The organism is Phytobacter palmae (assembly GCF_039409775.1).
GTDB lineage: Bacteria > Pseudomonadota > Gammaproteobacteria > Enterobacterales > Enterobacteriaceae > Phytobacter > Phytobacter palmae.
Window position 1 is genome coordinate 22,433 of record NZ_JBCIVJ010000003.1, and the last position, 12,040, is coordinate 34,472.

At 54.2% G+C, this 12,040-nt stretch carries 10 protein-coding genes and 1 pseudogene; 6 read left to right on the forward strand and 5 right to left on the reverse strand.

What is annotated here, in order from left to right; translation table 11 throughout:
- Nucleotides 1–20 precede the first annotated feature (20 nt).
- On the reverse strand, nt 21–971 hold the full coding sequence (gene ldtA / locus AAIG39_RS05305; protein WP_249569381.1) for a L,D-transpeptidase: 951 nt from the start codon (nt 969–971) through the stop codon (nt 21–23).
- Between the two features lie 180 nt (nt 972–1,151).
- Between ldtA and acuR the strand changes: the two are divergent.
- The 6 genes and pseudogenes from acuR to AAIG39_RS05335 all read left to right on the forward strand — a co-directional run.
- Nucleotides 1,152–1,880 (forward strand): annotated as a pseudogene (acuR, locus tag AAIG39_RS05310) (acrylate utilization transcriptional regulator AcuR); the annotation flags it as partial.
- Nucleotides 1,855–2,832 carry an acrylyl-CoA reductase (NADPH) gene (acuI, locus tag AAIG39_RS05315; RefSeq protein WP_090087282.1) on the forward strand — a complete coding sequence of 326 codons (978 nt, stop codon included), beginning with the start codon at nt 1,855–1,857 and terminating at the stop codon, nt 2,830–2,832. The pseudogene acuR and the gene acuI, both read left to right, overlap by 26 nt.
- Before the next feature lie 207 nt (nt 2,833–3,039).
- Nucleotides 3,040–4,494, forward strand: a complete 1,455-nt coding sequence (locus tag AAIG39_RS05320) for an AMP nucleosidase (protein ID WP_090087285.1) — start codon at nt 3,040–3,042, stop codon at nt 4,492–4,494.
- Between the two features lie 18 nt (nt 4,495–4,512).
- Nucleotides 4,513–6,291: an aminopeptidase P family protein gene (locus AAIG39_RS05325; RefSeq protein ID WP_343193341.1), complete on the forward strand. Its 1,779-nt coding sequence runs from the start codon at nt 4,513–4,515 to the stop codon at nt 6,289–6,291.
- Between the two features lie 357 nt (nt 6,292–6,648).
- On the forward strand, nt 6,649–7,272 hold the full coding sequence (locus tag AAIG39_RS05330; RefSeq protein ID WP_343193342.1) for a helix-turn-helix transcriptional regulator: 624 nt from the start codon (nt 6,649–6,651) through the stop codon (nt 7,270–7,272).
- An 8-nt stretch (nt 7,273–7,280) separates the two neighbouring features.
- Entirely contained in the window at nt 7,281–8,072 is a 792-nt protein-coding gene (locus tag AAIG39_RS05335; RefSeq protein WP_343193343.1) for an EAL domain-containing protein, read from the forward strand.
- 3 nt (nt 8,073–8,075) lie between these two features.
- On the opposite strand, the gene AAIG39_RS05340 is transcribed toward AAIG39_RS05335, so the two are convergent.
- From AAIG39_RS05340 to AAIG39_RS05355, 4 genes are all read right to left on the reverse strand, one after another.
- Nucleotides 8,076–8,888, reverse strand: a complete 813-nt coding sequence (locus tag AAIG39_RS05340; RefSeq protein ID WP_090087297.1) for a DeoR/GlpR family DNA-binding transcription regulator — start codon at nt 8,886–8,888, stop codon at nt 8,076–8,078.
- A gap of 149 nt (nt 8,889–9,037) precedes the next feature.
- Nucleotides 9,038–9,661: an HAD family hydrolase gene (locus AAIG39_RS05345; protein ID WP_343193344.1), complete on the reverse strand. Its 624-nt coding sequence runs from the start codon at nt 9,659–9,661 to the stop codon at nt 9,038–9,040.
- Entirely contained in the window at nt 9,658–11,169 is a 1,512-nt protein-coding gene (locus AAIG39_RS05350; protein WP_343193345.1) for an FGGY-family carbohydrate kinase, read from the reverse strand. Before AAIG39_RS05350 ends, AAIG39_RS05345 begins: the two co-directional genes overlap by 4 nt.
- 27 nt (nt 11,170–11,196) lie before the next feature.
- Nucleotides 11,197–11,997 carry a BtpA/SgcQ family protein gene (locus AAIG39_RS05355; RefSeq protein WP_343193346.1) on the reverse strand — a complete coding sequence of 267 codons (801 nt, stop codon included), beginning with the start codon at nt 11,995–11,997 and terminating at the stop codon, nt 11,197–11,199.
- Nucleotides 11,998–12,040: the final 43 nt, after the last annotated feature.

The following is a 12,040-nucleotide window of genomic DNA, read 5'->3' on the forward strand; positions in this document are numbered from 1 at the left end:
GGGCTTTTTTTATGCGGGGTTTACAGCTGTTCTTTGCTCAAACCATTGCTGTGCGTGGGCTCGCTGATGTTCACAGGCATCCCGGAGCGGCGCTCCAGCACCTGCGCCGCCCTCAGGGCATCAACGCCCTCGCCTTTAATGACGGCATGCAGTGCCGGTGTCAGAGGCAACGGAACTTTATTTGTGGACTCAAACTCGGCGCGATTACGCGACAGCGGCTCATGAACTTCAATCCAGCGGCTGCCGTCCGGCTCCACAGTGGCTTTCACCGGCTGGTCAATCAACTGCACACGGGTACCCACCGGCACGTTGTCAAAGAGATATTTGATGTCGTCGTTACGCAGACGAATGCAGCCCTGGCTTACGCGCAGCCCGATACCAAAATTGGCATTGGTCCCATGAATGGCATAAAGCTTACCGATATAAATGGCATATAGCCCCATCGGGTTATCCGGCCCGGCAGGTACCATCGCGGGCAGCGTTTTCCCCTCTTTGGCGTATTCACGCCGGGTATTCGGCGTAGGAGACCAGGTAGGCCCCTCCTGCTTACGTTCCACTGCGGTAACCCAGTTACGCGGCGTTTCACGACCTGCCTGGCCAATGCCGATCGGCAGGATCTCTACCGTATTGCTCTCTTTGGGATAATAGTAAAGGCGCATTTCGGCGACATTGACGACAATGCCCTGGCGAACGGTGTCAGGCAAAATAATCTGCTGCGGTATCACCAGCGTGGAGCCCGCTTTTGGCAGGAAGGGATCAACATCGGGATTGGCCTCCAGCATATTGCTCAGCCCCTGGCCGTACTGCGCGGCAAAGGCTTCCAGCGGCAACGTATTGCCTTGTGGCACTGTGACAACCTGTACGCTGCCGACCAGCCGACTCCCTTCTGGCGGCAATGGATAGCTCACCGCCAGCGCACTCTGGCTGACGAGCAAAATAAAGAGGCCATAAAATAGTTTTATACGACGCATGATTTCCTTTCCTCAGATGCGACAGGCGTAGCCTAATCATAGTCTTTTTTGTCCCTGTCTCGCTAATGCTCAGGGTTCATACCGCAACTGACAAGTACAGAATGTAGCGCCCTTCTTCGCTTGCTTAACATTGCAATTGCGCGTAGGCTTTCGGCCAATTAAAACCAATCGGTCTAAATCATGGGTAACGAAACGGTCGTTGCGCAAAAGCCCCGTCGTGGCAGACCTCCGAAGGTCGAACGTCCCTTTACCGACACCCGCGAGGAGCTGATTCGCTCGGGCCTGGCGGTGTTGACGGAGACAGGGTATTTGTCTGCAGGTATCGATGCGGTCATAAAAAATATCGCCGTGCCGAAGGGATCGTTTTACCACTGCTTTAAGAGCAAACAGGAATTTGGCCTGGCGGTGCTTGCGGCCTACGGTTCTTTTTTCGCCCATAAGCTGGACAAGTTTCTGCATGATTCCACCGTACCGCCACTTGAACGGATGACGGCTTTTGTTCTTCATGCGGGTAAGGGCATGGCGAAATACCAGTTCCGCCGGGGTTGCCTTGTTGGCAACCTGTTACAGGAGTCCCCTCTCTTACCCGAAGAGTTCCCCCAACGATTAACAGCGATCCTCGAAGAGTGGGAAACGCGCGTCGCCCGTTGCTTTAGCGAGGCGCAGACGCAAGGTGTTATCCCGCAGGATGCCTCGCCGGATAAACTGGCACGGGTGTTCTGGTCCGGCTGGGAAGGCGCGGTGATGCGCGCCAAATTGTTCCAGTCCGCCGACCCGCTGAATCAGTACTGGGAATTCTTTTTGCACAGCATTACTCAAAAATAACACCTGCACAGGACGGCCCTGGCGCCGAAAACCACAGTCAGACGAGGAAAACTCAGTCATGAAAGCTTTAGTTCTGGAACAGATTGAAAATAAAACCCTGGCAGCCGTGAAAGAGATCACTCTGCCCGCCCTCGCCGATGGCGATGTGTTGGTCGACATCGACTGGTCCAGCCTTAATTACAAAGACGCGCTGGCCATTACCGGCAAAGGGAAAATTATTCGGCAGTTCCCGATGGTGCCGGGTATTGATTTCTCCGGGCGCGTCAGCGAAAGCCGCGATCCGCGCTTTATCCCGGGCCAACAGGTGATCCTCACCGGTTGGGGCGTGGGTGAAAACCACTGGGGCGGCCTGGCCGCACAGGCATGTGTTAAAGGTGACTGGCTGGTTTCTCTGCCAGACGCGCTTAGCGCGCGCAACGCGATGATTATAGGTACCGCAGGCTTTACCGCCATGCTGTGCGTGGATGCGCTGGTTGAAGCAGGCGTGAAACCGCAAAGCGGCAAAGTGCTGGTCACTGGAGCCAGCGGCGGCGTTGGCAGTACTGCTGTTGTACTGTTGAAAGCGCTGGGTTACACCGTTGTGGCGGTTTCTGGTCGTGAATCGACCCACGATTTCCTGCGCCAGTTAGGTGCAGATGAAATTTTACCACGCAGCGATTTCGAAGAAACCCGACCGCTGGAGAAACAACTGTGGGCTGGTGCCGTTGATACCGTTGGCAGCAAAGTGCTGGCAAAAGTACTGGCGCAAACTAACTACCGTGGCTGTGTTGCCGCCTGCGGCCTGGCGGGTGGCTTCGATCTGCCGGGCACCGTAATGCCGTTTATTCTGCGTAACGTTCGCCTGCAGGGTGTGGATTCGGTGATGGTGCCGACCGAAGAACGCGCAGCGGTCTGGGCGCGTCTGGCCAGTCTGTTGCCGGAAAGCTACTACCAGCAGGCATCAACCGAAATTGGACTGGAACAAGCTCCGGCGTTTGCCGCCGATTTCCTGAGCAACAAAATTCAGGGCCGTACCCTGGTGAAAATCAACGGCTAATGCTGCCCCCCGGCGCGCTCCGGCGTGCCGGTTCCTGCAACACGATCCCATTTCGCCCTGTTAAAGTTGCCATACTCAATGCGCAGCGATGGCCTTATGGCATTGAGGACAGGTATCCTCCGAAACCCGTTATGCGGAGTTATTGTTTCATAAAGCTGTGACATACTATCGTTTACAGCCGTACACCTGTGAAACAAGGAGTTAATGATGAATAAAAAGGGTGCACATCTGACCCCTGAACAGGCACTGGATCAACTTGAAGCCCTGTATGAGCAGTCAGTGTCGAACCTGCGCGCAGCCATCAGTCGTTATATCGAAGATGGCACGTTACCTACCCACGAAGCACGCACCAATGGCCTTTTCGTCTACCCGGAACTGTCGGTAAGCTGGGATGGCAGCGCCACTAACCCACCGAAAACCCGCGCTTACGCCCGTTTCACTCACTCTGGCTGCTACACCACCACCGTCACCCGCCCCACCCTGTTTCGCAGCTATTTACATGAACAACTCACGCTGCTGTGCCAGGACTATGGCGCGCATATTGAAGTGGGACTGTCTGCGCATGAAATCCCGTATCCCTATGTCATTGACGGTTCGGAGTTGACACTGGATCGTTCAATGAGCGCCGGGCTGACACGCCATTTCCCCACCACCGAACTGGCGCAAATTGGCGATGAAACCGCCGATGGTTTATTCCACCCTACCGAGCTCTATCCGCTGTCACATTTCGATGCCCGCCGCGTGGATTTCTCGCTGGCCCGTCTGCGCCATTACACCGGTACGCCGGTGGAACATTTCCAGCCCTTCGTGCTGTTCACCAACTACACCCGCTATGTAGATGAATTTGTCCGCTGGGGATGTAGTCAGATTCTGGACCCGGAAAGCCCCTACATTGCGCTCTCCTGCGCGGGCGGCCACTGGGTCACCGCTGATACCGACGCGCCAGAGGAGGCCATCTCCGATCTGGCGTGGAAAAAACACCAGATGCCAGCCTGGCACTTGATCACCGCCGACGGTCAGGGCATTACTCTGATTAACATTGGCGTCGGCCCGTCAAACGCGAAAACCATTTGTGACCACCTTGCCGTGTTGCGCCCGGATGTGTGGATGATGATTGGCCACTGCGGCGGCCTGCGTGAGAGCCAGTCGATTGGCGACTATGTGCTGGCACATGCTTATTTACGTGATGACCACGTGCTGGATGCCGTGCTGCCGCCGGATATCCCCATTCCAAGCATTGCAGAAGTGCAGCGCGCCTTGTACGACGCCACCAAAGAGGTGAGCGGCATGCCCGGCGAGGAGGTCAAACAGCGCCTGCGTACCGGCACCGTGGTCACCACTGACGACCGTAACTGGGAGCTGCGTTATTCCGCATCGGCGCTGCGTTTTAACCTGAGCCGCGCGGTGGCTATCGACATGGAAAGCGCCACCATTGCCGCCCAGGGTTATCGCTTTCGCGTACCGTATGGCACGCTGCTGTGTGTCTCTGATAAACCGCTGCATGGCGAAATAAAGCTACCCGGCCAGGCCAACCGTTTTTACGAAGGGGCGATTTCCGAACACCTGCAGATTGGTATTCGCGCCATTGACCTGCTGCGGTCAGAAGGCGACCGGTTGCATTCACGAAAATTGCGTACGTTTAACGAACCCCCGTTCCGCTAACAATAAGGAAGGATTCTTATGCAAACCCCAACACCGCTGGCGGCACTGCGCACGCAACTGGCGGCCATGGATGTTGATGGCATGATTGTGCCACGCGCCGATGCCTACCAGAGCGAAGACTGCGCGCCGCACGATAACAAACTGGCCTGGCTGACTGGCTTTAGCGGCTCAGCAGGTCTGGCGCTGATACTGCGCGATCGGGCGCTGATGTTTGTTGACGGACGCTACCAGGTGCAGGTTCGTCAGGAGGTGGATCTCAATGCCTTTGAAATCCACCATCTGCATAATGAACCGCTGGCGCAGTGGCTTAACGATTCGCTTCCCGCTGGCAGTCGTATCGCATTTGAGCCGTTGCTGATGGTCAATAGCCAGTTTACCGCGCTGGAGGCTACCCATTGTGAACTGGTGGCGTTAAGTAACGATCCCTTTGATGCTATCTGGCATGACCGTCCCCCGGCCCCCTGCGGGGAGATCCGCGAAATGCCGCTGGTGATAAGCGGTGAAAGCAGTGCAGCTAAACGAGCACGTATTGCGCAGGTTCTGGTAAAGGAAGATGTCGATCTGCTGGCTATTACCCAGCCTGATAACATCGCCTGGCTTTTGAATATTCGCGGCTCAGATGTGGCGATGAACCCGGTCGCTCACTCCTTCGCCCTGCTCAGCCGTGACGGAGAGATGGAGTGGTTTATCGATGCGGCAAAAACCCATGCTTTATCGAATGACCTGAAATCCTCCCTGCGGATCTCCGCATGGACCGATTTTCTGCCTCACTGCCAACAGGCGGCGGCTGGCAAAAAAGTGATGCTGGATGCGGATTACGCCCCGGTCGCTCTGCGTTTTGCTATCGAGCACAATGGTGGCGAAGTGGTCTGGCATACAGATCCCATCACGTTTATCAAAGCGCACAAAAACCCTGTTGAACTGGAGGGGTATCGTGACAGCCACCGTCAGGATGGCGCGGCCTGGGTTAACTTTCTGGCATGGCTGGCACGTGAAGTTCCGGCGCGTGAGGCCGCAGGCCGCCCGCTGACCGAGCTGGAAGCGCAGGCAAAACAGCTGGCTTTCCGCCAGCAACAGGCTGGCTTTATTGAACAGAGCTTTAGTACCATTTCCGCCTCTGCCAGCAACGCCGCGATGTGCCACTATCACTCCAGCGAAGCTACCAATGCCGCTATTACCCGTAGCAATTTCTACCTTAACGACTCGGGCGGCCAGTATCGCAATGGCACAACCGATGCCACGCGCACCCTGGCATTTGGTCCCCTGTCTGCTGAGCAGCGTTTGCACTATACCGCTGTGCTGAAAGGCTTTTTGTCGATGTTGACGCTGCAGTTCCCGAGCGGCACGCAGGGGCATCAAATCGATGCTTTTGCCCGACGCGCATTATGGCAGTTAGGTCTCGATTTCGATCACGGCACCGGGCATGGTGTGGGGCATCAGCTGTTAATACATGAACAACCACAACGCATTGCCAAAAAGGTTAATCCGTGGCCGCTGGTCGCCGGGAATATCATGACTATCGAACCGGGCTATTATCTGGCCGATCGCTATGGCATTCGCATTGAAAACCAGGTGGAAGTCGTGGAAAGCCAGCCTGGATTCTGCCGCTTCTCATCGCTGACGCTGGTGCCCATTGATCTCAGTCAGGTCGAGTGGACACTGCTTTCAGACGAGGAAAAACAGTGGCTGGACACCTACCACGAGCAGGTTCGCGCCACACTTTCGCCGCTGGTCGACAGCGTGGCGCGCGCATGGCTGGATACGGCAACAGCCCCGGTCCGCACTTATCAGGGCTAAACAGAAAACCTGCGCATGCGTAATGTGCAGGTTTTAATTTATGGCTATGTTTAACCTCTACAAGAATTATTATCATTATTTTTAAAAGTTATTTGCACCCACATCAGTCCATTACCACTTAATATTGCGGATAAAAGAGATCAATCACATACCTTTCTTGACATAGCCTTACCAATAGCATGGTATTTTATTTTACATTGACACCCCGGTAGATATTGAATATCTATTAGGATTTTTCCTAAGTCAAATTGATTAATTCTTATTTTCTTTAAGATTATGAGAGATTTATTGCTTTTGTTTTATTCAGGTATATAGAATAAACCAGCTAACACCAGGATGCCCAGAGGTTTCAAGGGAATGAAATTCTTAATAAATATTGATAATGACACATTATTCTCAACTGGGATCGTCGGTTTAATTCGTGACGCCATTAAACAATGCAATGTCTCTTCACCTTCTCTTTCCTGGGATTTTAGCGCTGAGAACATTCATAAAGCCGATTTTATTTTCATGACCGTATGTGCGGGAGAATATTACTTATGTTTTAAGGAGTTAATCAATAGAAAAAAGTCAGTGAAAACGTTTATATTTGTCGCAGGGGATACTATTCCAGCCAGACATAGTCTGCCTGACTGCATTAAAGACGCACAGTTATTTCTCCGCAAAGAACGTTCGTCTGTGGTTTACGATGTCATTGTCAAAGCCATTCGCGGTAATCCTGCTGCAAAAGAACGCGCCAAAAGCGCAGGGAAATGCGCTTACTCCTGTATCAACTGCAACTACAAGGCTCTCTCTTTTACTCAGGAGAAAATTGCCTACGGCTTAAACGCCTGTATGGGAATGAATGATATAGCGGATCGTATTGGCATTACCTACAAGACGGCTATCAGTCATAAAAATAATATTATGAATAAATTCAATCTGAACAGTAAACTCGAACTTTATGAATTTATTGCCTGCTATCACAGAAAGAAGCACTAGTGCTTATCATGGAGCCAAAGATGCTTTGTCGATTAAAGCATGCATTACTTGCCAATAATATCAACCTTCACTACCAACCTATTTATTCTGCCCTCACAAAAAAGGTTGTCGGATTTGAAGCATTATTACGCTGGCGTGATTCACAATTTGGACGTGTCTGTCCGGAAACAGTGATTGGGCTCGCCGTTGAAAATGGGTTGATGAGTACCGTTTCGCTCTATGTTATTAAAAAAGCCATTGCCGAAATGGCAACATTACTTTCCCGGCACTCTCTTTTATTAAATCTGAACATCACACCAGGCGATCTGAATTCAGACTCATTTAAGAAAACGCTGCTCAATGAGCTTGCCCGTCATCAGCTTGATGCCTCGTCCATCGTGCTGGAGATAACAGAGGTCAGTTGCAACGACACCCGGGCACTTATCGACAACGCAGTGCAGTTCAGGCAGCACGGTTTTCACCTCGCGCTGGACGATTTTGGTAAAGGTTGTTCGAATCACGAAAGATTGCTCAGCCTTCCCGTTACGGATGTCAAAATTGATAAATTCCTTACTCAGGCGCTGTGCGTAAACGATGTTCGCGGAGTAAGCATACTGAACATGTGCAGGGCATTGTATGAAAAGCCTTACAGGCTCATCTTTGAAGGGGTTGAATTCGCTGAACACCTGGCCTGCATCGGCCGATGGTTTCCCCACGCCCGCGCACAGGGCTGGTATTTTTCTAAAGCGCTCCCCATAGAAGGCGTGCGGGCACTACTGAACGAGATCTCATCCGGCGCACTAACAGAACAGCGGGCTTAAGGCTCAGGGAGCAATCATCACCTGCACATTCGCCAGTTCAAGGGCTGTCGCCAGTACCGCAGGCGGTGCGCTATCGGTGATCAGCAGATCGATATCCTGCCACTGTGCCACCTGCACCAGCGACATATGCTGAAATTTCGCACTGTCGCAGAGCAGCACTTTGAAGCCGGAACGGCGAATTAACACCCGTTTCATCTCCGTCTCATCCAGCGCGCTATCGTAAATACCCTGGCTGGTAATGCCGGATGCGCCGATAAACGCAATATCAAACCAGAATTGCTGGAACTGCTCAATGGCGGACGGCCCGACAATTGCCATCTCGTCATCGCGCATCATTCCCCCTGCCAGATAGACTTCCGGCGCCTGCGCATAGCGGCCCAGCGCATGGGCGATACGCACACTGTTGGTAAATATTTTCAGACGCTCATGCTTCACCAGCTCGTCAACCATAAACAGAGTGGTGGTGCCGATATCAAGCGCCACACTCTGATAGCGCCCGGCCACTTCGGCGGCCATGCGGGCAATGCGCATTTTGCTCTCCCGGTGCAGCGAGAGACGTGCGTCAAAATGCGCCGGAAGCGGATCCATAATCGGCTGGCTGACTGTTTCGGTCAGTACCGCACCGCCGTGTACCCGGCTGAGTTTACCCTCGGATTCCAGTTCAGCGAGATCGCGGCGAACTGTCATCTCCGAGACCGCCAGCTCCGCTGAGATATCCACCACTGTCACGCGCCCCTGTTCGACCAGCATGCTAAGGATCCGTTTTTTACGTTCCTGGGGAAGATAACGGGCCTGAATCTCGGGTTTCGCTGACATGACAATAGATACTCTGTTTCGGGTTGAGGGTGGCTTAAACGATATAGCTCACAATATTACGGGGAAGTGGTGTGATTTAAAACTAAATTTGTTCGAATTTGTTCATTTCGTTGCGCGGAACATCGCTGCCCCGCGCGAAACTGTGCGAATTAAAACCAGTCGAGGATCTGCGCCAGGGAGGTGATTTCTGTTACCCCCGGCTCAGAAGCGGGTGATGCGCCGTAAAACGCGACATGCATACCGGCGGCCTGCGCGGAGCGCATCCCGGTCGGGCTGTCTTCTACCGCCAGTACCGCCGCCGCAGGCAGTCCGAAGGCCCCCAGCGCATGCTGATAAGGTTCGGGCGCCGGTTTGCCATGGTGTACATCATCCAGCGTCACCACCACATCAATACACTCACGAACCCCCAGCGCCTGAAGATTTGCTTCGACGATACGTCGGCACGAATTTGACACACAGGCCTGTTTGACGCCTTTCGCCGCCAGCTTGCGGATGGTTTCACGACTGCCGGGGATGGCGACCAGCTCATGGCTGTGGTCATGATAGTAATCCTCGATCGCCGCCAGCCACACATCCTGGTCCAATCCGGCAGGCAGATCTGCTCGCAGGGCCTGCCAGACATCGTTAATGTGCACGCCGTAAAAGCGCGTCTCGGGAATATGGCTCAGATCCAGGCCGAAGCGACGGCAGGCAGCCAGCAGTGCCCGGTGATGGAGTGGTTCGCTATCGACCAGCGTGCCGTCAACGTCCCAGGCAATGGCGGTAAATTTCATGGTGTCTCCTGGCGGGTCAGTGGACGGCAGGCTTCATAAAGCTGGCGGAAGCGCGGGTATCCCTGGTGGTAAACATCGGCATGTTCAGGCCGTGGCGTAATCACATCTTTGAGGTTGACCCATGCGCTGGCCCCCTTCCAGTCTGACGATACCCCGACACCAATCGCCGCCGTCCAGGCAGCTCCCAGGCAAGAGCCGGGGTGCCCATCGAGGCGACTGAGCGGTTCACCCAGCACATCGGCGACAATCTGCATCCACAGTTTGCTTGCCGAACCGCCGTCAGACACGATATAGCGTTTAACCGGATAGCCGATATCCACCAGCGTGTCGATATGGTGTTTGATGGCATAGGCGTAGGATTCGAGCAGCGCACGCCAGACATGACCCGCGTCGTGGCTGAGCGTCAGGCCAAAGAGAATGCCGCGGGCATTCGGGTCATGTAACGGAGTTTTCTCCCCCAGAAAATAGGGCAGGAAAATCAGGCCATCACTGCCCGCCGGGCGGTTTTCAGCCAGCGAATCCAGATATTGGTGAAGACTCATTCCTTTTTCACGTGCCGCCGCTTCATGCTGCGCCGCGAAGTTCTGCACAAACCAGTTCAGTCCCGAACCGCCGGTCGACATACAGCCGTTTGGCATATAGCAACCCGGCACAAGATGATAATCCAGATACAAGCGCGGGTCCGGGTTAGCGGTTTCCGTGACGGTCAAAATATCCACCGAACCGCCGAATTTAAGCAGCACATCGCCGGGGGAGGTGACACCCGCACCGAGCGCTGACGCAATCAAATCCGCCGCGCCGCCAATCACCGGCGTGCCCTCACTGAGCCCGGTCCAGGCCGCTGCCTGCGCGGTCACCGCGCCAATAATCTCATGAGAACGAACCAGACGAGGAACCGCATAGCGGGGAATATGGGCAAAGGCGATCAGTTCGTCATCCAGCGTATTGCTGCTGATATCAACAAAACCCGCCTCCAGCGCCCAGTTCTGCTCGATGATTTTCTCTCCCGTAAGCTTCCAGTTGATAAAATCATACGAGCCAAATACCGTGGCAATACGTTCAAACACCTCGGGTTCATGATGTTCAATCCAGCGGATTTTCGCCCCCACCAGTTGCTGGTTAATACCGTTTCCGGCGCGCTGTAAAAAGTGCTGGCTATCCATTTCACTGCGCATCTGCTGCACTTGTGCGCCGCTGCGGCCGTCGCTCTGCTGAATACTCGGACGCAGCAGACGCTCTTCACTGTCCAGCAAGACCACGGCAGGCAGCATCCCGGTCACCCCAATACCACAGATATCGCTCGCCGCAACACCGCTTTGCGCCAGCAGTTGCTGGCAAATTTCGCCGACATTCGCCCACCACTGATCCGGTGACTCTTCCGTCCAGCCGCTGTGCGGGGCCGAAAGGGTAACCGGTCGGGAGGCCGTACCGGGCACCTTGTCGGGCAGACCGATCAGAATGCCGATGGTTGAGGTCGTACCAATATCAATGCCTAACAGATACTGCATCTTATCCTCCCGTTCCGAGGGTTGTGGTTAGCGCAGCTTTTCGACCACATCCATAAAGCGTTTAACCCGGTCCCCATCGACCTGGTTCCATGTATGCCCGTCGACCTTAAAGTGCGTGCCGATGACCACACCGCTGGCGATGCTCAGAATATCAGTGACGTTATCGATGTTTGTGCCGGTATTGGCGAAAACCGGAACGTCCTCCACCACTTCGCAGACCTTACGCAGACTGGAGTGTTCTGCCGGTTCACCGGTGATCGGCCCGGAAACCAGGATCGCGTCTGCCAGTGACGAGAAAATGGCACTACGCGCACGCAGTTCGATGGGGCGCGCATCCAGAGAATGAGCGAATTCGGCGTTGATGTTAAAGAGCAATTTCATATCTTCACGGCCAAGGTTGCGGCGCAGGCGAGAGGCGCTGGCGCAATCCGGCTCCCAGATCCCCATATCAGATGCAAACACGCCGGTGAAAATTTCACGGACAAAGCTCGCTCCGGTGGCTGCGCCAATAGCGACGCTGGCGTTAGGATCCCACAGGTAGTTCACACCGAACGGCACCCTGAGCACCGATTTCGCCGCCTGGACCACGGCCGACATGGCAGAGACGCCTTCCAGTGAGGCTTTGAAGACATAAGGACGGTCATTTTCATTGCCGAACATAATCGCATCCACGCCGCCTGCCTGGAGCTTTTCTACATCGCTTATCACATCGTCGATGAGTTTATTGAGTCCACCTTTAGCGTCGTACAGCGGCGCGCCTGGCAGCGCGCCAATATGGGCCATTGCGATAACCGCTTTTTTCTTATTACCCAAAAATTCAAAGATCATAACTTTCTCCGGTGTTGGCTTATATGTCATGGTAAAAAAGCGA